21 protein-coding genes are annotated in these 26,228 nt (G+C 43.5%); 1 reads left to right on the top strand and 20 read right to left on the bottom strand.

The features are described 5' to 3' along the window. Positions 1-50: 50 nt before the first annotated feature. The 15 genes from manA to BN1080_RS04955 all read right to left on the bottom strand — a co-directional run bounded on the left by manA (position 51) and on the right by BN1080_RS04955 (position 19,458). Positions 51-1,028, bottom strand: a complete 978-nt coding sequence (gene manA, locus BN1080_RS05025; RefSeq protein WP_052650847.1) for a mannose-6-phosphate isomerase, class I — start codon at positions 1,026-1,028, stop codon at positions 51-53. A gap of 34 nt (positions 1,029-1,062) precedes the next feature. Beyond that, positions 1,063-2,448 carry a sugar phosphate nucleotidyltransferase gene (locus BN1080_RS05020; RefSeq protein WP_052650846.1) on the bottom strand — a complete coding sequence of 462 codons (1,386 nt, stop codon included), beginning with the start codon at positions 2,446-2,448 and terminating at the stop codon, positions 1,063-1,065. A gap of 369 nt (positions 2,449-2,817) precedes the next feature. Next, the gene (locus BN1080_RS05015) at positions 2,818-4,059 is read right to left on the bottom strand and encodes a glycosyltransferase family 4 protein (RefSeq protein WP_052650845.1); all 1,242 of its coding nucleotides are present in this window, start codon (positions 4,057-4,059) and stop codon (positions 2,818-2,820) included. A gap of 11 nt (positions 4,060-4,070) precedes the next feature. After that, positions 4,071-5,219 carry a glycosyltransferase family 4 protein gene (locus BN1080_RS05010; protein ID WP_052650844.1) on the bottom strand — a complete coding sequence of 383 codons (1,149 nt, stop codon included), beginning with the start codon at positions 5,217-5,219 and terminating at the stop codon, positions 4,071-4,073. Between the two features lie 28 nt (positions 5,220-5,247). Continuing rightward, complete coding sequence (locus tag BN1080_RS05005; protein ID WP_052650843.1) at positions 5,248-6,615, bottom strand: hypothetical protein; 1,368 nt, start codon at positions 6,613-6,615, stop codon at positions 5,248-5,250. A gap of 48 nt (positions 6,616-6,663) precedes the next feature. After that, on the bottom strand, positions 6,664-7,620 hold the full coding sequence (locus tag BN1080_RS05000; RefSeq protein ID WP_052650842.1) for a glycosyltransferase family 2 protein: 957 nt from the start codon (positions 7,618-7,620) through the stop codon (positions 6,664-6,666). Between the two features lie 224 nt (positions 7,621-7,844). Continuing rightward, a complete protein-coding gene (gene gmd / locus BN1080_RS04995) occupies positions 7,845-8,918 on the bottom strand; it encodes a GDP-mannose 4,6-dehydratase (RefSeq protein WP_052650841.1) in 1,074 nt (357 codons plus the stop codon). Between the two features lie 11 nt (positions 8,919-8,929). Further along, entirely contained in the window at positions 8,930-9,880 is a 951-nt protein-coding gene (gene fcl, locus BN1080_RS04990) for a GDP-L-fucose synthase (protein WP_052650840.1), read from the bottom strand. A gap of 252 nt (positions 9,881-10,132) precedes the next feature. Next, on the bottom strand, positions 10,133-11,608 hold the full coding sequence (locus BN1080_RS04985) for an MOP flippase family protein (RefSeq protein ID WP_052650839.1): 1,476 nt from the start codon (positions 11,606-11,608) through the stop codon (positions 10,133-10,135). 20 nt (positions 11,609-11,628) lie between these two features. Beyond that, on the bottom strand, positions 11,629-13,737 hold the full coding sequence (locus tag BN1080_RS04980; protein ID WP_052650838.1) for a hypothetical protein: 2,109 nt from the start codon (positions 13,735-13,737) through the stop codon (positions 11,629-11,631). Between the two features lie 113 nt (positions 13,738-13,850). Beyond that, positions 13,851-14,867 carry a dTDP-glucose 4,6-dehydratase gene (rfbB, locus tag BN1080_RS04975; RefSeq protein WP_052650837.1) on the bottom strand — a complete coding sequence of 339 codons (1,017 nt, stop codon included), beginning with the start codon at positions 14,865-14,867 and terminating at the stop codon, positions 13,851-13,853. 17 nt (positions 14,868-14,884) lie between these two features. Then, positions 14,885-15,772, bottom strand: a complete 888-nt coding sequence (rfbA, locus tag BN1080_RS04970) for a glucose-1-phosphate thymidylyltransferase RfbA (RefSeq protein WP_052650836.1) — start codon at positions 15,770-15,772, stop codon at positions 14,885-14,887. Between the two features lie 17 nt (positions 15,773-15,789). Then, entirely contained in the window at positions 15,790-16,941 is a 1,152-nt protein-coding gene (locus BN1080_RS04965) for a DegT/DnrJ/EryC1/StrS family aminotransferase (protein ID WP_052650835.1), read from the bottom strand. Positions 16,942-16,959: 18 nt separating this feature from the next. Beyond that, positions 16,960-18,453, bottom strand: coding sequence for a lipopolysaccharide biosynthesis protein (locus BN1080_RS04960; RefSeq protein WP_052650834.1), 1,494 nt, complete (start codon positions 18,451-18,453; stop codon positions 16,960-16,962). A 39-nt stretch (positions 18,454-18,492) separates the two neighbouring features. Next, positions 18,493-19,458: a glycosyltransferase family 2 protein gene (locus BN1080_RS04955; protein ID WP_052650833.1), complete on the bottom strand. Its 966-nt coding sequence runs from the start codon at positions 19,456-19,458 to the stop codon at positions 18,493-18,495. A 514-nt stretch (positions 19,459-19,972) separates the two neighbouring features. On the opposite strand from BN1080_RS04955, the gene BN1080_RS04950 reads away from it, so the two are divergent. Continuing rightward, positions 19,973-20,971 carry a GNAT family N-acetyltransferase gene (locus tag BN1080_RS04950; protein ID WP_052650832.1) on the top strand — a complete coding sequence of 333 codons (999 nt, stop codon included), beginning with the start codon at positions 19,973-19,975 and terminating at the stop codon, positions 20,969-20,971. A 60-nt stretch (positions 20,972-21,031) separates the two neighbouring features. On the opposite strand, the gene BN1080_RS04945 is transcribed toward BN1080_RS04950, so the two are convergent. The 5 genes from BN1080_RS04945 to BN1080_RS04925 form a co-directional block, all read right to left on the bottom strand. Further along, the gene (locus tag BN1080_RS04945) at positions 21,032-22,006 is read right to left on the bottom strand and encodes a hypothetical protein (protein ID WP_052650831.1); all 975 of its coding nucleotides are present in this window, start codon (positions 22,004-22,006) and stop codon (positions 21,032-21,034) included. A 40-nt stretch (positions 22,007-22,046) separates the two neighbouring features. Continuing rightward, complete coding sequence (locus BN1080_RS04940; RefSeq protein WP_234398933.1) at positions 22,047-23,177, bottom strand: right-handed parallel beta-helix repeat-containing protein; 1,131 nt, start codon at positions 23,175-23,177, stop codon at positions 22,047-22,049. A 223-nt stretch (positions 23,178-23,400) separates the two neighbouring features. Next, positions 23,401-24,087, bottom strand: a complete 687-nt coding sequence (locus BN1080_RS04935) for a CpsD/CapB family tyrosine-protein kinase (protein ID WP_052650829.1) — start codon at positions 24,085-24,087, stop codon at positions 23,401-23,403. After that, entirely contained in the window at positions 24,084-24,821 is a 738-nt protein-coding gene (locus tag BN1080_RS04930) for a YveK family protein (RefSeq protein WP_052650828.1), read from the bottom strand. Before BN1080_RS04930 ends, BN1080_RS04935 begins: the two co-directional genes overlap by 4 nt. 84 nt (positions 24,822-24,905) lie before the next feature. Further along, positions 24,906-26,108: a glycosyltransferase gene (locus BN1080_RS04925; RefSeq protein ID WP_052650827.1), complete on the bottom strand. Its 1,203-nt coding sequence runs from the start codon at positions 26,106-26,108 to the stop codon at positions 24,906-24,908. Between the last annotated feature and the right edge of the window lie 120 nt (positions 26,109-26,228).

Here is a 26,228-nt window from a genome sequence, read left to right as displayed (position 1 = left end):
CTAGACTAAATATTCAGAAATTAAAGTATGGAAAGATGCACAGTTGAACTTCATTTTAACCCGATTGCAGCGTTTGATGTATGCGAAACGATCATTTCCATTTCCCCGCTGATGCAATAATCTTTGATGGTAGCCGGCACAATAAAATTGTCGCCTTTTTTTAGCGTCATTTTACAGTCTTCGCTGCCAAATTCGCCGGCCCCCTCGATGACGCTGACCATCAGAAACCCCGCAGCTAAACTTGCTTCCATTTTGCCTTTCAAGAGCCAATGGTAAACCGTAAAATACGTTTCTTCCACTAATCGGGTAGATGTCAGATTCCCTTTCTTTTCACGCAGTTTCTCGCATAGAAAATCCTGATGCGGATACATCGTGCATGTCAAAGCATGCTCTAGGTGCAGCTCCCGTTTTGCACCATGCCGATCCGTACGGTCATAATCATAGACGCGATAAGTAATATCGGAACTTTGCTGGGTTTCCAAAATGACAATTCCTTTGCCAATCGCATGCAAAGTTCCGCTCGGCACGTAAATAAAATCGCCTTTTTGAACCTTCATGGTCTGGAGAAGATTTTGCCATTCGCCGTTTTTCACCATTTCCTGAAATTCCATTTGGCTGCGCGCTTTATGGCCGATAATAATTTCCGCATCTTCGTCGCAATCCAATATATACCAGCACTCAGTTTTTCCGCACGGTTTCCCAACGACTTTTTGAGCATACTGGTCATCCGGATGGACTTGGACAGACAAATTATCATTGGCATCCAAAATTTTGACCAACAGCGGAAATTCATCATCGGAAGCGTTGCGGCCAAATAAATTGGGGTGCTCTCGCCAAACATCCGATAATTTCTTCCCTTTCAACGCACCATTCCTTACCACAGAAGGGCCATTTTCATGCGCAGAAATCACCCAAGCTTCGCCTGTCAAATGAGTGGGGATTTGATAATCGAATAACGTTTGCAGCCGGCTGCCTCCCCATATCCTTTCCTGAAAAACAGGATCTAGAAAAACCGGTTCCTTATACATGGACGCACCTCCCCTAAAGATCAGAACTGCCTTTTTATTGTTGGATTGCCGATACTCTTCCTTTGCAGACCGCTTCGATTTCTTCCCACTCATTCAAAGCGCGGAATATATCTTCCTCAATCAGTTCGCTGCCCGTCTGGACTTCAATGATCTCCATTTCAGTCGTCGCACGGAGTGTATGCTTTGCGGCCAAAGGAATATGGATGACGTCGCCCGTGCGCACATGGCTGAGCTGGTCATTGATCACAAAAACCCCTTCTCCTTTTACAATCGTCCATACTTCACTGCGCTTATAGTGAACTTGGTAGCTGAAATTTTTGCCTGCATGGACGCTTAAGCGCTTAATCAGCACTTCATTGCCTTCGGGGTACTTCGTATACTCCAACACCCGGTACCATCCCCACCGGCGTTCTTCATACATCGGGCGGCCGCCGAAGCCGTCGACATATTCCTTCACTTTTGTGCTGGCATCTTTATCCGTCACAAGAATTCCGTCCGGGCTCGCTGCCACGACGACGTTATCTAGCCCGAGCAGCGTAATCGGCACATCTAGTTCATTGACGATATGCGAATTAGTCACGTTTTTGCCAATGACGCCTTTCCCAGTAATCGAACCGCCCATTTCTTCCGTCAGCGTATTCCAGGTTCCAAGGTCTTTCCAGTACCCTTCATACGGCAGGGAAATGATCTGCTTCGCCTTTTCCACCACTTCATAGTCAAAACTGTTTTTCGGCAAAAGATGATAATTTTCAAGAAGCCCTTCATAGTCCGTCGGAAGGCCCCGTTCAATCAGCTGGTCGATAATATAATCGAGGCGGAACGCAAACACCCCACAATTCCATAAAGCATTTTCAGCAATCAGACTTTCCGCTTCCGCTTCACTCGGCTTTTCTTTGAAATAATCAACCGTTAAATAATCCTCGCCATTTGACGCTTTCGGAATGATGTATCCGTATTTCGCAGAAGGATAGGTCGGCTTAACTCCCATCAATGCCAAATCGGCACCCGATTTTTTCAGCGATTCCTCCAAATCGCGGACACGATTGAAAAAAGCGTTATCCACATACGGATCTACAGGAAGCATGCCGACTACTTCGTCCAGCCTGCATCCTTTAACCGAAAACAAGTAAACGGCAGCGAGTGCGATTGCCGGGAAGGTATCTCTTCTTTCCGGCTCTGTCACGATATGGACAGACGGCCCTAATTGAGTTTTAATCATATCCACCTGGGAATAACTCGTCGCAATAATTGAATGATCGGCTAAGTTTGTTTCCCGAAGCTGCTGCCATACCCGCTGGACCATCGATACCTTATTGCCTTGCTGGTCATTCAGAACCTTCAGGAACTGCTTTGACCGCGCATCATTTGACAGCGGCCAAAGCCGTTTGCCTGATCCCCCTGACAATAAAACAAGTCTCATATAGAATCCTCCCATCGCCTTCGAATAAGTTTTGTGCACTTTAATCCAACCGCATGATTATTCGCGGCTCTTAATTAGGTACAAATAACTAAAATAAAAATAACCAAAGATTCTTTTTACCCTCATAAGAAATTGATATAACCCCATTGTACTCACAAATATCTGATAATTCAATATAAATATTCAAATTAGTTTGAAATATCAGATATTATAAAATTATTTATTGGAAAATATCATTCATTTTTATAAGTAAATAGGATTACTTATAGCGTTTATTGGATTTCAAAAGATAAATGGTATATAGATATTTAGATTTTTTAAAGCAAATAAAAACCGCCTCTTCCACAGCGGGACTAGGCGGTTTTTTCCTTATAATGACTTCAAGACTTCCCGGTATTTGCCGATTGAATTTTCCCTTGTGAGATTCTCTTCTAAATACAGGCGGCCATTTAATCCCATTCTTTGCAGCTCGTCCTGGTTCATCCGGTAAAGCTTCTTGATGGAATCGACAATTCCCGCATAATTCTGCGGTTCCACCACTACTCCCGACCCACTTTCCGAGATCAGCCGCTCCACTTCGCTTCCTTGCTCCAAAACACCCAAAATAGGTTTTCCAGCTGCCATCACGCCATAAATTTTGCTCGGAACCGACACGCCTTTGATGCCTTTTTGATTTACCACTAAATGGACGTCGGCTGCATTCAAGGAATAGCGGATAAACTCTTTTGGCTGATAAGGGAGAAACATCACATTCTCTAACTGATTCGCTTTTGCAAATTCCTGCATCCGTTCCTTCACTGCACCTTCGCCGATGAACAAGAAAACAATGCCTGTTTCTTCCTTAAATTCTTTGATGATTTCTACGATATTTTCCAGATCGTAATACAGGCCTAAATTTCCCGAATACATCACGATGAATTTATCCTGCAATCGGTGCTTCGCCAAAAAGTCAGCCACCATCGGCTGTTGTTTATCGAGCGGCAGGATTTCTTTCTCGTTGGTCCAATTGCTGATGACGGAATGGTCAGGAACGCTTTTATTTGAAAAGCGCTGCCTAAGCGTTTCCGCCATGTCCCGCCCGACGACCAGCACATGGTCAGCGTAGCTGCAATTCCACTTGTCGACCATTTTTGCTGCTTTAAAGATCAGTTGGTTGTTTGTATAAGAAACAGCTTGCGCCTGCTCAGGATTAAAATCATGGATACTGTAGACATGCTGAGCCCGCTTAAGAAATTTTCCGATCGAACCAATCAGCCCGCCTAAAATAGGAGGCTGAGAAATCGTAAAGATGATATCTATGCCCTTTTCCTTTAATAGCGCGATATTTGCGAGCGCAAAATACGAAAGAATATAGCGGATCCGGCTGAGCTTCGAATTTTTATCAACTTCCGGCAGCTTAATCCGGACGATTTTAATCTGTTCCAGGTAATCTTCCTCGAAAGTCTCTTTTACTTCTTTCTTTTCTCCAGCATACCCAGGCTGGGCAGCGATAACCGTAATCGAAAAATCTTCCTGGAGGTCTTTCGTGAGTTCAGTCAATAATTGGCTCGTAGCTGCTAAATCCGGATAAAAGTAATTGATGACAAAAACAATTTTCTTTTTAGGTTCCATAAGTCGCCTTCCTATCCTAAAGAATTAACAGAGATTGGTGCTTCCTGATTATCAAATTCATTGAAAATAGCGATGAGCGAATCGGTATACTTGTCTTCTGTGTAATATTCTTCATAGATTTCCCGGCTGATTTTGCCAAGCAGCTTCCGCTCGTCTTCATTTACAGCGAGCCGTCTGATCGCTTGTTTGATATCCGCTACTGCAGGTTCCACCAAAATGCCGCAGTCTTCGATCAACTCAGCAATGATCCCACGGTCAGACGAAATAATCGGCAGTCCCGCTGCCATCCCCTCGATAATGGACATCGGTTGGCCCTCCACCTTGTATTTTGTAGGTAGCGCCATCATATCGGCCTCGAGGAAAAACCGCTTTTTCTCTTCGCCGCGCTTTGTCCCATGGTAGATGATCCGATCAGCCATCCCGTTTTTATCAATGAACCGCTTTACTTCCTGGAATTCATTTTCACTTTGAATGGCCCCTACGAGATTCAGTTCAAGATCCAATCCTTCTTTTATCAAGCCGACAACAGCGTGGATCAATTCGACATATCCTTTTTCAGCCATCAAATTACTCAAGTACAAGATGGATAATCGCTCTTTCTTCCGATTAAAATTAATTTCATTTTTTCGGATGAAGTGTTCAGGTATTCCATTTGACACGACTTCTATCCGCTTTACGAGATTTTTAAAATTAGGCGCCAACTTCCCGCCCAAAACGATGCCGACATCCACTTTCTTTAAAGTATTCTCAATAAATTTCCGGAGTCTCCCTGAGGTAGCATCGATGGTTCCGCCGAGATTATTGCCATGCAAATGGGCAACTACTCGATTTCTATTGGAAACTTTGGCAAAGCGGATGAACAGGCAATCTCGGATCAGCCCCATTTTCGTTTGGGAAATCGAAATGTACAGGATGGCATTTTTATTGAAAACACTGAGAAAAGCGGTATATGCAAGCTTAATCGAATCAAAAAACAGCTTATCCATCGCCAGGCCGCCAGGATTTTCAAAATCTTTCCGGCTCAAATTCATTTTTTTCACATCAAAGATTTCATGAAGCTTCTCTGCTTCATACAACGATTGAAGAGCGATGCTTTCCCCTAAAATCGGCGGCGGCAAAGGCCCGACAAAGATCAGCGTCTTCTTTTTCACATTCCCCATTTGATTCACCTCTCCATTCAATGGATCGCTATTTGAATTTCAGCACAGGCTTTCCGGCCAACTCTTTTTCCAAGGCGTTTATCACCAAATAGATCAAGATAAAGACTGGCACGATGACCAGCATGGGTTTTATATAGTAGATATAGCCGTACCAGAAAACACGTGCGATTGTCGTGACAATCAAGTAATAGCCAAGAGAAAATCCAAAATCTCCAAATACCTTCCGCAGCAGCAACGCCGGAACAAAAACCACAAGATACGTCAGAAACGGAGCTAAAATCACGCCTATCACTTGATAATTCAAGAAATACTCTCCGTAAATAAACAATCCGTAATTGGTATGGATCGACTCAGCCACAAGATGCGCTGCCCCCGGTCCCGCTTCCGATCCCAGGAAAGAAGGCATCAATTGCGGAATATACCCGAGAAGCGTTGATGACGTTCCATGGTCGTAGGTCACTTCAATTGCAGCAGCAGTGGAGTAGACCAAATCCTGGACTGTTGGATAATTCACTAAAACTGCAAATGAATCCAAAATGGCTGCTGCATCAAACACCAATCCGTTATGCCGCACAATCCCTAAATAAGAAAAGACCAAAAGCCCGATGGCAATGATGCTGAATTTCTTAAAATTAAAATTGGCCTTAAAAATCTTCCCTTTTTTCATGTTCGTAATGATGACGTATAAAATCAGGATCAAGCCCAGAATATCCACCCGTGCATAATGGGAAAGCAGCCAAAAAGGCACAAACAGCAAAGCAGCTTTTCGCAGCATACTTCCCTTAACCCCAATCAGGACAAAAAAGTAAGAAATGGCAACCACTGAATTCCAGGCATTCCCCGGCAGCAAGCTCGGTGAGAATTCATGGTAGGCGCGCCCCGGAAGATCCGGCAGATAAATGATGGCGGAAGCAATCGCAACAGCGCTGAAGAACCAGGTGGACAACAAGCTATTCGTCTCTCTAAAAAAGAACTTTAAAATGATCGCATCATACTTCTTAAACGATTTATTGTCGAGCACCAGCAGCAGCGACCAAATAAAGTAAAAAAACAATGCAGCAAAAGCTAAAAGGTAGAAATGTTTTTCAATCAGCTGCGTCCGGTCGTTGAATAGCGGCTGCACATTGCCGGAAGGCGCAAATCCGAGAATGCTCAATATCGGCAAAAACAATAGAAGCAGCGAAAAAGAAGCAAAACCGACTTTAAAGATCGCCACATCCATCACAAATTTAACGGCAAAAATTCCTAATATAATAAAATGAAGCACATCCTTCGCCTGAAACAGCTGGCCGATTTGCGCAAAATAATACAGCATGGCGATTCCAGCCAGGATATTCACAGCCACTTGAAAGACCCGTTCATTTTTATTGTCTGATTCACTGTAGTTGTTCACCATATGATCATCCCTTTATCCTTATAATGCTCTTCGGTATTCGATTAACGTTTACGTAGAAAGAATTTCAGAGAATTTATAGTTCTTTTTCGATTGCTTATACATGATTTCCAGGACTTTCAACGGCAGGAAAGTGGAAAGATAATAGATGCACGCTTTTACCGAGCTGTTCTTTTCAAATGCCGCTTCGATCAGCACTTTTCTGGCCAATTTAACCGCTTCTTTATCGCAGCTTGTAATGGCCACTTTCAATAAGGTTTTAAAAATATTGATGGAGAACTTTTCAAAAACTCCGTTTCCCAATTCTTTCGCTAACTCTTTATAGGCTTTGAAAATATACAGCTGGCCATTGAGCACCGCCTCGTTGTTCGTCGAAATGCGCTCTCCCGAATGTTGGAAGAACAAGACCATCGAATCCTTTACAAAATCAAAATTTGTAATCTGCGACAAACGAAGATACAAATCCCAATCTTGGCAGCTGGGCAAAGAGGATTCAAACCCGTTAATTTCATGGAGCAATTCTGTTTTGACCAGAACCGAAGAAGTCGTATCAATGCAATTGGATTCCATAAGCATCGGCAAAATGTTGCCCCGGTAGCGGGGAACAATTTCCTTCAGTGTCTGGCTGTCATTGACCAATTTGACTCCGGTGTAGACGGCGCCGACTTCCGGATTGCTGCGAAATATCGCTAATTGCTTTTGCAATTTATCAGGAAGCCACTGATCATCGGAATCCAAAAAACCGACGTAATTTCCTTTAGCCAGCTTAATGCCTGTATTCCGGGCTTCGGAACCCCCTCTATTGATTTGGTGCCGAATGTACTTGATGCGCGGATCCTGCATTTCTTTCACTACCGCTTCTGTATCATCGGTTGAACAATCATCCACAATGATGATTTCCAAATTTTGATGCCGCTGGTGCTGGAGGCTATAGACGGCTTTCTTCAATAATTCAGAACGATTATAGGTAGGGATTACGACACTTACTTTTTCACTTGTTTTTCCCAATCGAGTCCACTCCTTAGCGTCTGTCTCCTCTTATAAATTGAACATACAATTTTTGGGTTTTTTATTGCACATTTAACTCTGATGCAGGATTAAGACAGAATTTGACTCGACAGCAGCCGTACAGTTCTTGTCTGTAATCTGATTTCTTAGTTGTCTGAAAATAGAGAATACTTTATATGGTGAAAAAGATGCAGAGCCCTCTTCCAGCAGCTCCGCATTTTACCTTAAAACTCTTTTGTGCTATATGCTTCTTGCTTTTCCTTGCCCAATAAACGCAAATCGTTTTTAACCATAATCTCAACCAATTCCTCAAACGGCGTTGCCGTAGGATTCCAGTTCAACAGGCGTTTCGCTTTTGACGGATCGCCGAGTAATTGTTCCACTTCGGCTAAGCGGAAGTAATCCGGATTCACTTCAACAACCACTTCTCCGGTACGTTTATTGATTCCTTTCTCTTCGACCCCTTCGCCTTGCCATTCGATTTCGATGCCCGCATGCAGAAAAGCGAGAGTCGCAAATTCACGCACCGTATGCATTTCTCCTGTCGCAATCACGAAATCTTCCGGCGTGTCGTGCTGCAAAATCAGCCACATGCACTCGACGTAATCTTTTGCATATCCCCAGTCCCGGCGGGCATCCAAATTCCCAAGCGACAGCTTTTGCTGTTTACCGCTGGCAATCCGGGCAGCGGCCATGGTAATTTTGCGGGTTACAAACGTTTCTCCCCGGCGTTCTGATTCATGGTTAAACAGAATGCCGTTCACCGCAAACATCCCATACGATTCCCTGTAATTTTTGGTAATCCAAAAACCGTATAATTTGGCCACTCCATATGGCGAGCGCGGATAAAATGGCGTCGTTTCTTTTTGCGGCACCTCCTGGACTTTTCCAAATAATTCGGAAGTAGAGGCTTGGTAAATCCGCGTTTTCTGCTGCAAGCCAAGGATCCGTACAGCTTCCAAAATTCGGAGCGTGCCGATGCCATCTACATCTGCTGTATATTCCGGCGTCTCAAACGACACTTTTACATGGGACATCGCAGCCAAATTGTAAATTTCATCCGGCTTAATTTCGCTGATCAACCGAATCACATTGGAAGTATCGGTCATGTCACCATAATGGATAAAGAAGTTTTCACTTGTTTTCAATTCTTCGATATAAAGGTGCTCAATTCTTTCTGTATTGAAACTCGAGCTTCGCCGAATAATCCCATGAACCTCGTAGCCTTTCTCTAAAAGAAAATCTGCTAAAAACGATCCGTCCTGGCCAGTGATCCCTGTTATCAATGCTTTTCTCATCGAATCCCCCATTATTTAACCGTAATAGTTTCATTGCTGATATTTTCCAAAAACCATTCATAAGCCAATTTCAGCCCATCGTCCAATGACGTCTGGGCTTTCCAGCCAAGATTGTGGAGCTTGCTCACATCTACGAGTTTTCGCGGCGTCCCATCCGGTTTCGATGTATTAAATCTGATTTCGCCTTCGTAGCCCGTAATGTTCTTGATTTTTTCAGCTAATTCCTTAATGGAAATATCCTTGCCGACACCGATATTCACCAGTTCGCTTTTGCTGTAAGTATTCATTAAATACACAGCTGCATTCGCCAGATCGTCCGAGTAAAGAAATTCTCTCCTCGGCGTTCCGGTCCCCCAAACTTCAACGGTCGGCGAAGAATTTACTTTCGCTTCATGGAACTTGCGGATCAAAGCAGGCAGCACATGGGAGCTGTTTAAATCAAAATTGTCATTAGGGCCAAATAAATTGGTCGGCATGATGGAAATAAATTCAGTTCCGTACTGCTTATTGTAATACTCGCACATTTTGATTCCGGCTATTTTCGCAATCGCATAGGGCTCATTTGTCGGCTCCAGTTCTCCAGTCAATAACGAATCTTCCCTCATCGGCTGCGGCGTGTATTTTGGATAAATGCATGTGCTTCCTAAAAACAGAAGCTTTTTTACTCCATTCTTATGGGAGGCATCAATTACATTCGTTTGAATCATCAAATTGTCTCGAATGAAATCAGCAGGATAATCGTTATTGGCTACAATCCCCCCTACTTTTGCAGCAGCTAAAAATACATATTCCGGCTTTTCTAAGTTGAAGAATGCGTCAACTTGGCTGCGGTCTGTCAAATCTAATTCGCAATGATTGCGAAAGACAAGATTATGATAGCCATTCTTTTTTAAATCTCTGACAATAGCGGATCCTACTAGGCCCCGATGCCCTGCTACATATATCTTTGATGACACATCCATTTAAACCCCATCCTTTTCTATGGTCTCTGAAGAGAAGGCTTCCTTACTTGCATGCTGGCAAAGAGCCGACGCTGCCGTAATGCTGTTCTTGAAAAATAAGGCTTTTTAGACCCTCTAAAATTATTCCTGCATTTTTGTACATATTTACCAATACTAAATGCTTATCGTATGCCTTATTTTTATCATTTTAGCATACTTTAGACTTAATAAAACAGATTATTTAGATTATTTTATAAATTTGAATATTTTTCTTTAAGCCAGCCTTTTCTCTGCCTTCTGGATAAAGAAACTTTTGACTTCCAGCAATAATTTTTTCTGGAACATCATCATTAAAAATCCATAGATGAGCAGACCTGCACAAAAACTGATCAGAATGATGGCAATGTCATTTGTTTTTGCCAAGATACCGATCAATCCCTGGAGCAACAAAATCATTACAACTGAATGAAAAATTGGAACAAAGATAGATTTCATCAATTCATTGAAGCTGTTTCCAATGATCAACCGGATTCTGCTGAAATAATTGATGAAGAATAAAACAAACCGCAAGAGGCCCATAGCCAATGCCACCATTGCCAGTTCACCAGTTAAACTTGAGAAATAGACAACGACCGGAACTATAAACAGCAGCCCCAACTGCCAGTAAAAGCTCCAGCGCACTTTCCCAACAGCAGTGAACAAGCTTCCGCTTGGATTCCCCAAGGCCCGGAACAAGGCATAGAAGCAAAGAATTTGAACAATCACTATTGCCTCTGTCCATTCTTTTCCTAGAAGAAGCGGCACAAGAAAAGGTGCTAACACAATAAGACCGGAAAAAAATGGTGCATTTAACGTCATAATCAGTTGAATGATAAAGAGGTAAGCTTTTTGCAGCCGCTTTTGATCCTGTTGAATTTTAGCGAAAACCGGAAATGAAACCCGGGTAATCATCGGGTTCAATTTCTGGATCGGCTGCATGATCAAGTTCATGGCCATGCTGTAAATCCCGAGAATTTGCGGCCCCATTAAAATTCCAATGATAATTTGGTCGATTTTCGTATTGAAGTAATTGGCCGTTGTCGTTCCGAGGCGATACAATCCGAAAACAATCAATTCTGTGATGCTTTTCCAAGAAAACACCAGTGCCGGCCGTGTTTCCGGATTTCTAAAACCGGCAACTGCCCAAGGCACCGTCCGCACAAGCGAACTGGCGATGTGGCCAAAAACAAGCGACCAAGCTCCCGCTGCCATAAAAGCTGCCAAGAAGATGGTCAGAGAAACCCCGATGAAAGAAGCGGCGATTTCATTCTTCGTAATTTGGCTGAACTCCAGATTTTTGCTGGCAATCGTTTGGAACTGCAACCCAAAAGGGATAATGACAAAGCTGATGCCCACTACTTGAATCATCCCTTTTAGTTCTGCATGGTCAAATAAGCTGGCGAGAAGCGGTGCCGCAAAAAAGAGAAGAATAAAGATTCCGATCCCCGTAAAAATTGAAACCCAGTAAAGGCTCGATAATTGAATTTTGCTGATTTTCTCCTTCTGAATGATGGCATCTGTCAATCCCATATCCATATACATTTGGGCAAATTGGATAACGATCTGCACGAGCGCCAAAATGCCATAGACGGCAGGGCCGAGAATGCGTCCCAGAACCACTAACTGGACAATCTGCAGAAGGCTCGTGATTAGCATGGAGAGTGATGTGAGTTTCATGCTGGCGGCCACTTTCTTTTTTAAGGACGACATCGCTTCAACTCACTCCCATCTCAATAAAGGATTTTTTTCCACAGATCTTTTCGGCTTTTCAGATCGATGCCATACGGGATGTCCGCCATGAAATTATCGGGATATCCGATAAAATCAAAAGATTCATCAATTGTTTTCGGCTTGTGATCGTATTTATACAAGAACTCAAAATCGATGATCCGCGGCCCTTCTTTGGTCATTAAAATATTTCCGGGATGGAAATCAATCAACGCAAAACCTTTTTCATAGAAAAAACGGCTAATGCCCAATATTTCTTCTTTGTATTTTTTCAGCATCCATTTCTTCACCCGTTTGTTCTCGGCAATTTTCAAGGTATCCAGCAACGGAACAATCAAGTAGTTATCGCCGCTGTCGAGGAGTTTCGGGATAAACTCGCATTCTTTGCTAAGTTCTCCGTACACATAGACTTCACGTTTCAGAAAACGTTCTTTTCCTGCCTGATAGGTTTTTTTGACTGCTTTTTTGCCTCGGTATTCAATCACTTCTACCTTTGCCCGCCGCCGGTTGCCGGACAAATCTTTATAGACTTTCTCTTTCGTGACATAGGCTTTATCCCATTCCCTGATAGTATCTCGGACATAGGACATGATTTCTGGAACAACCATATTGATGTAATCCAGCGCTTCAATTTCATCGTCCGAACTATGGATCGGATTCGTCTTTTCCTCGGGCTCAAGATTTGAATTGATTTCTCTCCGGACTTCTTCTTTAAAGAGATAATGTTCGTTCGACACATGCGGATATTTCTTTTTAAATTTTTCTTTTAGAGGATTTGGATGATAATCATACATGACTAGCAAAACAGCAGGCTCTCCTCCATTTACCGGCCAAGGCCCCTGCCCCCAATTTCCTCCGCGCAGCCGTTGGGATGCCTGCCTTTTTTGTTCGCGATTCAATTCGATGGCTTTCACCAGATTCAATCCGCTTTTTTCCAGCCAATTGATGATAAATCCGGTCAACCCTCTTTTATAAGCCCAATCCCTTATGACGAATACCATCACTTCTCCTGATTTTTCAAAGTCATCGGAGGAACGGGCAATGGTTTCTTTCAGCCAAGACGCATTCTCATCCGGCAGCTTTCGAATCGTATCGGTCGCCGGTGCCCAGCCTTCTGCTGCCAATAAGTGATGGAAGTACATGAGATTAAGCTCTTTTAGTTCCATTTCATTTTTCTTAGCCAATGCTTGTAAAATATTCAAATATTCATGATCCGCTAATTCCTGTCGGGCGAAGCTTCCGTCTCGAACCGGAATTCCGGACTTTATCCCTTTATGGTAAACCGCGTGATAAAGAAGGCTTAAAAAGTAATGGCGTTTATCCGGAACAAAGAACCGATTTTCCCAAAGGGTCCTGGCAGACAGGATTTTTTCAGCCAAATTCGGCGGATAATAGGCCATATTTTTGAAGCTGCTCCCAGGCAAGCCGCTCACGCTATAAAGGTCAAAAGGCAGAATGCCTACTTTTTCATTTAATGCTTGTTGGACTTTATGGATGTCTTCGTCGGCTACCAGGAGATCGACATCTTCCTGAATGTCCGAGAATGGAATTTTATCAAACCATCGAAGGACGACGTATCTTAACCGTTGCTCATTAAAGCGCTTGAAAAGCGAGTCAATGGGTGTCTCTGGAGATAGATAATGGCGTGCTTTCTTTTCTTTTTTATATTGGCGTTTAAATAAGATGCCTCTACTGAATTTCCCGTTTTCTTCAGCGAACACCTTAAAGCTCATTTCCCATCTTCGCTTCCGGGCATATTTATAGGCCCACACGGCCAAAAAACTGAAATTATTCACTAAGTTGCTTGGTTTAAAGACAATCAATTCTGCTGAAGAATTAAACGCTTTTTTAATATCATCGAATCCTGCCTTCCCTAAAATCAGGACATCCGCATTGTTTTTATAAATGACATCGTTGCCGTTTACCGGATAAGCATAGCCGCTGAAAGAATGGGAAATATCTGAAACGACCGCTAAATAATTATCATAACCCGCTGCAGCGAGCTCCATTTTCAATCGGTCGTCTTCTGCGTTGTAATGCAGGATTTTCACTTTTTTCTTATCGCTGTTAAGTTCTCTCAAATAATCGCTGACGCGCATACTATTCTCCATTACTGCACCTCCCCGCTTTTCATAAACCGCTGTATAAATCAAAACAGAAGAGCCCCATCCAATTGTCTTCTAAAGGATGACGCCCCTTGAAACGATATGGCTTTCTTTTTTCCTTATTTGCTGATGGGCTCCAAATCCGGTTTAGGCTGGCGCTGCCGTTTTAGGATATGTTCCCACCAATCCCGGTTCTCCAAATACCATTGAACGGTTTGCTGTATGCCGCTGTCGAAACGATACATCGGCTTCCAGCCCAGCTTTTCTAATTTGGAAGGATCGATGGCATAGCGGCGATCGTGGCCAAGGCGGTCGGGTACGTATTGGATTAATTCTTCGGTTTTTCCTAACGCGTTGAGAATCGTCCGCACCACGTCTAAATTGGATTGTTCATTATGGCCTCCGATATTATAGACTTCTCCAAGTTCCCCTTTATGCAGAACCAGATCAATTGCGGAACAATGATCCGCCACATGCAGCCAATCCCGAATATTTTTGCCATCTCCGTAAACCGGCACCGGCTGGTCTTTCAAAACATGGGAAATGGCCAAGGGAATCAATTTTTCCGGAAAATGATAAGGGCCGTAGTTATTGGAACAGCGTGTAATATTGACCGGCAAGCCGAAAGTCTCAAAATACGAACGGACCAGTAAATCCGAAGATGCTTTGCTTGCACTATACGGGCTATTCGGCTGGAGCGGCGTCTCTTCTGTAAAAAACGTAGAAGGGTCAAAATCCAACTCTCCGTAAACTTCGTCAGTAGAAATATGGACAAACTTTTGGACCTCAATGCGTTTTGCCGCTTCCAGCAGAATTTGCGTGCCAAGTATATTGGTCGTGATAAACACTTCCGGCTCCCGGATCGACCGGTCAACATGGCTTTCCGCAGCAAAATGGACCACATAATCAAACTGTTCCTTTTCAAAAAGCTTATGGATTTCCAAACTTTTCGTAATGTCTGTATGAACGAACGTATAATTGCTCCTCTTTTCAATTTCCCGGTGTTTCGTTAAATCTCCGGCATAAGTTAGAGCATCCAAATTAAAAATATGGTACTCCGGATACTTTTTGACCATATATTGAACGAAATTACCGCCGATAAACCCGGCTCCACCCGTAACCAACACTTTTTTCATCAGCAAGACCTCTATTCTCAATTGTTTAATTGAAAGGATTTTTCTGCTGCAATATCAAGCAGATATTTTCCGTAATCGGTTTTGATCAATGGCTCTGCCAACTCCACTAATTGCGCGCGGGAAATATAGCCCCGGCGGTAGGCAATCTCTTCGATGCAAGATACGTATAATCCCTGTCTTTTTTGGATGGCTTCGACAAAATTGGCCGCCTGCAGCAAGGCTTCATGGGTTCCGGTATCCAACCAGGCGAGCCCGCGTCCCATAAGGTTGACGGTCAATTCACCTCTTTGCAGATAGACATCGATAATCGAAGTGATTTCCAGCTCCCCCCGCTCGGAAGGCTCTATGCTTTTGGCGATTTCAATCACCTGGTTATCAAAAAAATACAAACCTGGAACTGCAAAAGAAGATTTTGGTTCTTTCGGCTTTTCTTCAATTGAAAGGACTCGGTTGTCATCTCCAACTTCCACTACGCCGTACGCTCGCGGATCAGCAACATGGCAGCCAAAAATAATGCAGCCCTGCTCCAGTTCAGATGACTCGATTAAGCGGCTCCCAAAATCCGAGCCGTAAAAGATGTTATCCCCGAGAACCAGGGCCACTGGCGAGTCCCCGATAAAACTTTCCCCAATGGTAAAAGCTTCTGCTAATCCTTTTGGCTCTTCCTGAATGGCATATTCCAATTTGATGCCAAGTTTTTGCCCATTGCCCAGAAGGCTTAAAAATCCGGCAACGTCCCGTGGAGTTGAAATGATCAAAATTTCTTTAATGCCCGCAAGCATCAATACCGAAAGCGGATAGTAAATCATCGGCTTGTCATAAACCGGCAGCATCTGTTTCGAAATGGATTTTGTCAATGGATAAAGGCGCGTCCCGGATCCTCCGGCTAAAATGATCCCTTTCATAACCAATCCCTCTTTTCTTAGATTCGAGTCAAAGCCTTTGAGCTTTGCTGAAGCTCTTTGATCAACTGGCAAATTTGATTGACGGCTTCAAGCGGCAATTTGCCGTAATACGGCATAGATAAAACTTCCTTCACTGCTTTTTGGGCCTTCGGCAAATTTTCCGGTTTGGCAGATTCAAGCTGCCGATACCATTCAAAATCACTGCATAGCGGATAAAAGTATTTGCGGGTATAGACATTGTATTTCTCCAATTCCCGGTGCAGCCAGTCCCTCGAAAAGCCGAATTCCTGTTCATCCACTTCGATGACAAAATACTGATAGCTGCTCTCTTCCCCTTCGAGAACCGTAATCGGACGGATGCCTGGAATTTCCGCCAAGTTGTGCTCGTAAAGCTTCATCAATTGATGCCTTTTCGAGCGTTCTTCTTCTACAAGTTTGAGGACTTCGATGCCGATTCCCGCCTGGACTTCGTTCATTTTGGCGTTCAGTCCTGAAAGCACCACTTCTTCGGGATTTAAGATTCCAAAGTTTTTCAAAAGATTGAGCTTCTTCAGCACGTCTTCACTTTTGACTGATAGAGCGCCGCCTTCGATCGTATTGAATAATTTGGTCGCATGGAAACTGAACATCGTCATGTCACCAAAGTCGCTGATTGGCCGGCCGTTTAGTTTTGCACCAAACACATGCGCTCCGTCGTAGATAACTTTCAGCTTATATTTTTCGGCAATCTTTCCAATCTGTTCTACATCGCACGGATTTCCGAAAACGTGAACCGCTAGAATAGCGCTGGTCCTTTCTGTAATTAATGCTTCGATTTTTGACGCATCGATATTCAAAGTAATCGGGTCAATATCGCAAAAAACAGGTGTCAGGCCGTTCCAATCCAACGCTTGGACGGTAGCCGGAAAAGTAAAAGGCGTCGTAATAACTTCCCCTGTGAGGCCAAGCGCCTTTAAGCCAAGCAATAGCGCCAATGTCCCGTTGTTGAACAACGAAAGATGCGGGGCTTGCAAATAGGCTTCCAACTGTTCGGTCAATTCTTTGTGCTGTTTCCCGTTATTCGTTATTTGGCCGCTTTCCCAAATTTCACTGATTTTATTCGCTGCATCTTCTGCATTCGGAAGCAATGGACTGGTGATATAGATCGGTTTTTCAAACGGATTTGCCATATTCTTCATCCCCCACGATCACACTTTTTTTATATCGCTTGATTTGGCAAAGCTGATTTTCTTTAGCATCGGCTTTAGCAGATCGAAAATAATCGTTAATTCCTGGATTCTTAAAAGCTTGCTGATTGCGATGTATAAGGCAATGCCCAAACTGATTTGGAACAGCAGTTTCCATAAATCGCTTTCAAATAGGTATTCGCCGGCCATGTAAACAGCGAATCCCATTGCAAGGGAAACGAGATACATCGGCAGCAAGTCTTTTATCTGCTCTTTTATGGAATAGGAAATTTCACGGGCAGAAAAGTAAGTATTGAAATACAGAGCCACATACGAATCGAGGACGATGACCCCGACAAGCCCCATAATGCCAAGTTTGAACCAAATCGCTAAAAAGATGAGAAGCGACAAGACCACCATTTTGGCTATTTCCAAGTACAGAAACAAATCTGAGCGACCGCGTACTTGAAGGATATTTAAATTCAAGGCGTGGATGGGATAAAGCATTCCAGCAATGCACAGCAGCTGAAAATAGATCACCATCCCTGCCCATTGCTCTCCCAGCACCAAATGGATGAGCGGCCCGGCTATGGCAGCAATTCCTGCCATGATCGGGAAAATAATAAAACCGGATAATTTTATGATTTTACGGAATGCTTGCTTGATCCGATTCTCATCCTCTTGCAGGCTGCTGAGGACCGGATACGTCACTCGCTGCAAGGTGGCTGTCAAAGTCTGGGCAGCGACATCACTGAATTTGGAAGCGTTCGTGTAAAATCCAAGGCTTCTGGCGGAATATTGTTTCCCGATGATCAAGAAGAAAATATTGTTGTAAATCGTATCGATTAATCCTGAAACCAATAATTTCCACCCGAATCCGAATAATCGCTTAAATGACTTCCAGCTAAATGCAAGGGAAGGCAGCCATTTTCTTGACAGAGACAAAAAAAGCGATTGCACTGCATTCATCGTCAATTGCCGGATGACCAAGCTCCAAACGCCCAGCCCGGCAAAAGCCGCTCCTACCGCCAGGACTCCCGATGCGACACTCGCAGTTAAATTCACTTTTGCCTGGACTTTGAAATTCACTTCTTTCGTGAACATCGCCCTTGGGATGATGGCAAAAGAATTGATGATGACCCCAATCGAAAGCACCCGGATCAGCATAGTCAACTCAGGCTGGCTATAAAAAGAGCTGATGGCTGGCGCTGCCAAATACAGGACGGCATAGATAAACAGCGAAACGGCGATATTGAAGTAGAAGACCGTGGAATAATCCGTTTGCGTCACTTTCTGCTCCCGGATCAGTGCCTGGGTAAATCCGCTGTCGGTGATGGAATTGGAGATGGCCACAAAAATCAAAATCATGCCAATCAGCCCAAAGTCTTCCGGCAGCAGCATCCGGGCCAATACAATTTGGATGATAAACTGTCCCCCTTGGTTTCCAACCAAGTCACCAAAGCTCCAAAGCAAACCGCTTATTGTCTTTTTCTTTAAGGAATTTTGCTTTTCCATAAGCTGGCTCCAATCAAAATAAAGTGGTGTCCCTCTTATTTACGTAATCAGCTTCCATTTCACAGCCTTTAACACACGGGCAATCCGCGGAAATGAATGCTTCACTTTCAAGGCAGTTATTCTTTTCAACCCTAATTCCTTGTAAAGCTCGCTGTATTCCGGTTTTTTCACTTCTTCTTTTTCACCCATTTCAATCAACAGGCAAAGATAGTTTTTCCTCTTTGTCCGGTTGATCACCGCATCGTATTGAAAATGGGTGTAGGCATTGATTTCGTCCAGCATCGATGCAATATCATAGACATGCTGTGTTTTTTTGCTCAACGTGCCGAGCTCCCTATCTGTCCAAGAGCCATTTACACCGATGCGGTAGGCGGACATGATTTCGTCTATATAATAGACATTGCCTTTAAGGGCCGCGTAAATCACTAGAGGGTAGTCGCCCACTACGGCATTCAAGTAGAACTGCGGCATTTCCCCTACCTTTTCACGGGCAATCATGATTGAATTGGTCGCAACAAAGTCGCCTCCGCCTTCAATCAATTCTTCTACGGTAAAAATTCTGCTTTCCGTGCTCGGCCGCACCTTCGCTACTGCCTTTTTCCGGCTCGATGATACTTTGTAGGCCGCGTGCACACACATGCTGCACTCCGGGTGGGCTTCCATATAATCCACTTGCTTCTGGAGCTTGAACGGATCCGTCCAGTAATCGTCGCCTTCACAAGTGGCTGAATATTTTCCTTTGGCCCGGCTCGTATTGATCAGTTCAACATTGACGCCTTTTGAATATTGATTCTCTGTTTGGTAGATCGGCTTTATAATGTCCGGATATTTCCTCTCATACTCTTTAATGATTTCTGCCGTTCGATCAGTTGAAGCGTCATCATGAACAAGGATTTCAAACGGAAAATTCGTTTTTTGCATGAGAAAACTTTCAAGTGCATCTGCTATATATTTTTCATGGTTATAGGCTTCACAGGTAATGCTCACCATTATCTCTTTTTCCATCCTTATATGGCTCCTCTTCAATTAAATTCTTTCTAGTAAGAGATCGCTTCTATCAGGCCATTTTCTTTCTGGCAATTTGATAAATGCTTTTATCATTCTTCCTTTCATCTAAAATCCACTGCAGCTATTAAGAGCCATTAGTAACGGCTTTGTTAAAATAATCCTTTTTGTTCGGAATAATACTAATACTTTCTACTTAAGTGATTCTATTTAATTTTCATTCTATCATAGAATGCACCATAAGTAACAGATTATTTAGATTATTTTATTTATTTAGAAAACTAAAACCCTTTTCTTCCTGTATGTCTAATTTGTTTATCCTACGGAGGAATCTCTTACTTCCTCTTTATTTTTCTGAATAATCTGTTTTATTATTCACTTTTCCTTTCCCTCTTGCTATAATAAATTTTAAGATTTCCTGATTCAGGAATTTTTAGGAGGTTTTTAGTGTCATTCGATTCGTTTTCTTTGAAAACAATAAAGATAAAATAAATGGATTGAGGTGTATGCATTCGTGGATATATACTATAAGAAAAATTACGGGCTCTTGTATGAACAGATTGAAAACGGCACATGTGAAGTATTTGATTTTAAGAGTTCCACTGGTTCAGTCAGGCATCTGTTCATCAAGAAAGAAATTCCCCTTCTGCTAAACGGCAGCCAATACTTTGATATTTCTTCCCCGTACGGCTACGGAGGACCGCTGATCACATCATGCCAAGAAGGAAAAAGAAATTTACTTGCCAAAGAGTTTGAAGCAGCATTTTCCTCCTACTGCGAAGAGCAGCAAATCGTCAGCGAGTTCGTACGGTTCCATCCTCTATTCTCCAATGCCCGGGATTTTTCAGCCTGCTATGAACTTGCTTTCAAAAGTTTCACTACCGGCACGGCATTAGCCCCTTATCAAGACCCGATCCAACATGAATTTTCGAAATCCACCAGAAAAACAATACGCAAAGCGCTGAAAGCCGGCGTCACCTATCGAATTACAAAAAATCCCGATAGCCTGGCTCCATTCCGAACTATGTACGTGGAAACCATGAAAAGAATCGGTGCCCACGACATCTATTTTTTTGATGATAAGTATTTTGCCAAATGCCTGGAATATTTCGGCGATCAAATCATCCTGGCCGAAGCCATGTACGAAGGAAAAGTGATCGGCATGGAACTTCATTTCCATTTCAATAAGTGGATCCACACCCACCTCTCGGCCACGATAGAAGAATTCCATCATCTCGCTCCCGTATACGTCCTGACCTATGCCATTGCAGAATGGGGCAAATCGAACGACGCCGAATTGATCCATTCTGGAGGCGGCAAAACGAGCGATCCGGATGATAGCCTCTACCTCTTTAAGAAAAAGTTCGGGCAGAATACGCAATTTGAATACTATACCGGCACGAGGATCTGGAACGAAAAAATCTATAGCCGCCTATGTGATGAAAATGGTTCGATGGAAAGTGATTTTTTTCCCGCTTACCGTAGCCCTGCCGGAACCATTTCCACTGTTTAATCAATTTAATAAAGTTAAAAAGCTGCCAGCCCTATAATAAGGGACGGCAGCTTTTCACTTTTATCGTTCGACGGCGATTGAATTATTCAGCTCTTTCTTTAATAGACCCGCCATGTATTCCATATCTTCCAAGCTGTAGCGTTGGTCGCATGGAAGCGGCAGGATATTGGCTGTGTAGCGGTTCTCGACAGACGTTTCCTCCGTATCCGCCAAAACATTCGGCCATAGCGTCGGAATGTAAATTTTTTGCCCTGCTAATAGCTTTCTAATTTCAGGTCCGTTTTCGCAATAGAACGGGTAGGCAAATGCACCGTCTGGAGAAGAGATATTTAAAGGATTCCACTCCTGAAATTCATTTGCCAAATAACTGAAATTGCGGCTGCGCGCTTCTCTCGCTTTTTCATAATCGACAGCGCCCATGATATTCTGCGTCAGTTTCGACATATGCTTCAACGGCTCCAGATCAAATAATTCGTTGACTTCATGGTATTCCTTGTAATAATCCGAAGCTTTCCCTTCAAATCGCCCTAACATGTATGGATACCGGTCTTTTGAAGCGTCCATAGCCAGTTCTTCATCCAAAACCGCATCCGTCGAAAGGTAAGCGCCATCCGGCACACCAAAAAACTTTCGGCAGGAGTAAATGGTATCGATTCCCGGGAGCGGCGGCTGAAAAAAAGCATGGGTATTGTCGACAATAAGAGGGCCGTACAGCGATTCAAATTTTTTGATTGTGCCATTTGAATGCTGGCCATAATGATTGACAATGTAAAGGTAAGCCCCGTTGTCCAGCTGATGATCGATTTTCGGCATAAAATCCTGGTCGATGTGGTAATAGCCGAAATCGTATTGGTGATTTTGCAGCGTATCCCGTATGCAATCGCATAAATAATAAGGAATGTATATTTTTTTGATCTTTCTCGCTTTCATGACATATAACAAAGCATTCCGCGCACTGTTCAAAGCCAATAAATTCGGATAAAATTCATGCCGCACTAAATTCTCAAGCTCAAAATATCCCCCGATTTCCTTCACACCAACACCCCTTCATCTCTTTGCCTACTTTTCATTAAAGTCAATCCACATAAAAATTTTGCTTTTCATATTTCGCAAACATGTCTGAATCTGTGATGATCAAATTCCCTTTGTTTACGGTATTGCCTGTAATGACATGCCCTTCTCCGATATCGACGAAAATTCCGAAATGCGAGTCGCCTCGCGGGTTGGTCGCAAAATTATTGGTGATGACAATGTCATGGCTTGGCGTCAAAAGATTTTCGCCGCCATCTCCCGGGCGGATTGCGATATTGTATTCGTTGTCAAAAACATTATTGGAAGTGATGATATTCGATTCAGCGCCATTTTTGATATCAATGCCATAATAAAACCCGTTGACGGTATTGTTTTCAATGCGGCTGTTTTTTTCGCTTTCGACGGTAATCCCTTGTTCGATTGTGTGGTCCGGCCGGTCTTCCGTGACTACGCAATTGACTACTGTATTGTTTTCACCGACTCCATATAAGGAAAGATGCCCATCGCTTGAATTCCTTACCGTGCAGGAATCAATGATGTTATTGTTGGATGAGAAATTAATAATGCCGGAGCCATAGTTGTATTCCGAAGTGACGTTTCGGATTAAATTATTGTCCGCATCATGCAAATGGATTCCTTGCGAGTGGTTTTTCGTGTACGTATTTTCAATCGTACTGTTTTGTGTTTCATGCAAGAGCACCGCGATATTCGAAGTCAATTCGGCATCATGCGGAAATTTATCCCCTATGAGCGAGCCCCCCTTCAAATGGACATCCGCCGTATCATGGATCCAAAAGATTCCGTACCGCCCGTCCGTTTCCGTTTGGATTGTCACTTCATCCATTTCAATTGTGAGAGGCTGGGTGATTTCAAGCGCAAAGTGGCTTTCCCCGTATCCCGTGACAGCCTTTAAAGCTGGATTCCGGCTCACTTTATAGGTGCCAGCAGGCAATTTCAGCGTCCCGCCCGGCGGCACAGCATCAATGGCTGCTTGCAGCGCCGCGGTATCGTCCGCTATACCGTCTCCTACTAAACCGTTCTTATCCGCCACCGCCTTTTCATCCTCCGGTTCCTCCGTACCTTCCGAATTATTCAAGTTCATATATAGCAAATAACTAACCCCCATAATTCCCAAAAAAACGACCATCCACCTCAACCATTTTGCATTCTCCAATTGGATCCTCCTTCGGCTTTGAAAATTGATGTTCTTTAGAACAGTTGCCATTTTGTTTTAGGAGAATTCCCACACCCCTCTTAGTAAATATCATGTATTTAATATTATCAGAGAAATGCATAATTTAAAATATATTATTTGAATTTTCTAATAGTTAAAGGCAATAGAAAAGCCGTTTGCCAAAGGAGGTGGATTTCCTTCCAGCTGCGGCTTCCTGGTGCTTTTAATATTGATAATAATAAGTTTCTTTCGTTGAAGTAAAATTATTAAGGACGATTCCCAGAAGTTTGCTGCTTGTCATTTCAATCATTTCCTTCGCTTTCAGCGCGCCGCGTTTTTCAGTGGTGCCCGAATTGATGATCAAAACCGTGCCTTCACAATGGTCCGCAATCAATTTCCCATCCGCTACGGATAAAATCGGGGGCGAATCAAAGATGACCAAATCGTAGGATTTCCCTAAATGCTGAATCAGCTGAGCCATCGTTTCTGAAGCCAGCAGCTCAGCCGGATTAGGAGGAATCGGTCCGCATGTCAGTAAATGCAAGCCGCTGATCGGCCCTTTTTTAATCGCTGCCTCCACCGGCAAGCGGCGAGTCAATACGCTTGAGAGTCCGACGGTATTGCGGATTTCAAACGTATGATGCATCGTGGGTTTTCGCATGTCGCCGTCGATCAAGAGAACTTTCTTGCCTTCCTGTGCAAAAACGACGGCCAAGTTGGCGGCAGCGGTGGACTTGCCTTCTCCCGGAGCTGCGGAAGTAATCGCAAGCGACCGGATTTCTTTGTCCGGCGTTGAAAAATGAATATTCGTCCGGACATTCCGGAATTGTTCTGAAACGAAGCTTTTCGGCATCGTATACGCTACAAGCTTTCTGCCAGTCCGATCTATTTTCTTTTTCGATTTGCTCATGCTCTAAACGCCTCCTTTTCCTTAAGAGATATTTGTTCAATCTTTCGGACTTTATGGCTGTCATTCATCGGAGATACGACGCCAAGTATCGGCAGTCCGAGCAATTCCTCCACATCTTCCTCGCTTTTCACCGTAGTGTCTAAAAAGGCCAATAAGAAAGCGATGCCGATGCCGAGGACAAGCCCGCCTGCAGCGGCTGCTGCAATATTCATCACCAGATTAGGCTCAACCGGTTCCGGATTTTCACTCAGTGTAGCAGTTGAAAGAATATTGACATTGTCTACATTCATCAATTCTTCGATTTCCGCCTGGAAAACCGTCGCAATCATATTTGCGATTCTGACGCCTTCGGCCGCATTCGCATCTCTCACTGAGATGTCGATGACTTGAGACTCGGATGCGGAATTCACGGTTATTTTATTTGTCAATTCTTCCGCTGTCACCGTTAATCCCAAGCGTTCGATGACCTGGTCCAATATAAAAGGCGTTTTAATGATGACGCTGTACGTATTGATCAACTGAAGATTTGTTTGGATGTCTGTATTGGTAATAGGCATCGTTTCGCTTTGCTCGGAATTGATGAGAATCTGGGTCGAAGTCTGATAGATGGGCGTCACAAGATAAATGGTCGCTGCCCCTGCCAATACTGCAGCTAAAATGACCAGGCTGATAATCATCAAAATCCTCTTTTTAATAATTCCATATACCGTGCGCAAGTTTATTTCTTCAATCATACCGCTGTCCCCTTTGCTCCTAAATTTCTTTTTTAGTTTATATAGGCCAATAGAATCCCTAAATCTTCATTTTCAAAATTAAATCTAATAATTCAGATTATTTAAGAGGTTAGCATTCTCCTCATATAAAGGATCTTTGGCGAGATGGATCATCAACGAAAGCTTCTCATCCCAGTCCTGCTGCTTCGCTGTTTTTTGCCTTTCTTGAATCAAACTATCCGAATTTCTCAGCTTAATGCTTTTGAGGCATTCAGAAATAAACTCCAAATCGCTCTTTGCATAGGAATAGACGCCCGCCTGCTGATACTTTTCAGTAGTGGGCACCCCAATGCCGACTACCGGAATTCCAGCCGCTAAGTATTCGAACATCTTTAACGGACTGACAGCTTGATTGTATTCGATTTTCTTATAAGGAAGCAGCCCGACGTCCATGGCTTTTATATATTCCGGAACTTTGGTGTATTTCACGCCGCCCAGGCTATGGACATTTCTCAAAGACAACAGCTTATCGAGCGATTCATTTTTTTCTTTCGCTGCGGGCCCGACAAGTACAAGCTGGACTGACGGCGCTGTAATCGCCAATTCGTAGAGAAGCTCAAAGTCGAGTTTGCTTTTGATGCCGCCTATGAATCCGAATCTCGGCGAAGGAATTTCCGCCAATTCAGCAGTGGCGGCATTGGCAAAGTCATTGTATTCCACTCCATTTTCAATAATGGCAGCCGGTTCGCCTGTGATGCGCTCGATTTTATCCCCCAAAAATTGCGAACTCGCAAAGCGGACAGCACTGCTCTTCGCCACTCTTCTCTCGGACAGCTGGATCATTTTTTTTAAGACAGCCGGTTTCACTCGTTTCAGGCCCCTCGGCTGTACCCACGTGCTCCCCCAGGAATCACTGCAATCGTAAACAATGCGATTCCATTTTGCGGCAGCCGCCAAATCGCTGAAACCCGGATAAGTGAACCAGAGAATCCGTTTCTCTGCCCTGCTGACTTCCTTAACAATTTTGTTGAAAGTAGAAAGCGCCATTCCGCTTTGTAGAGTGATGATATTCTTGTAGTCATTGATTTTCAGCTCTACCAGTTTTTCTGACTGGTCCACTCTTCTCCAGCGCTTTTCTTTCCTGAAAAGTTCTCCTTTATTGCCTGTCTCTATCGGCGAGATCCAGAAGACTTTCCCCGTATCCGGATCCCCCAGCAATTTTTCGACGAGCCGGTGCCTTCTATACTTTAATGCGTCATCTCCAATGCCAGACGGCGCTACCACAAAATGATCAATTTGCATCTCCATCACTCCACTTCCCAATGCTTAGGTGAATTGCAAAAGACTGCTTCTACAAATGATTTGGTTCATTATAAAGAAAATATGGCTGAATGGACATAGGTTTTATTGCTAATAAAATCATTATAA

This window comes from Planococcus massiliensis (genome assembly GCF_000821325.1).
In the GTDB taxonomy this organism is placed as follows: domain Bacteria; phylum Bacillota; class Bacilli; order Bacillales_A; family Planococcaceae; genus Planococcus; species Planococcus ruber.
The sequence above is the reverse complement of the archived record's forward strand: the minus strand, read 5'-3'. Positions and strand labels throughout refer to the sequence as shown.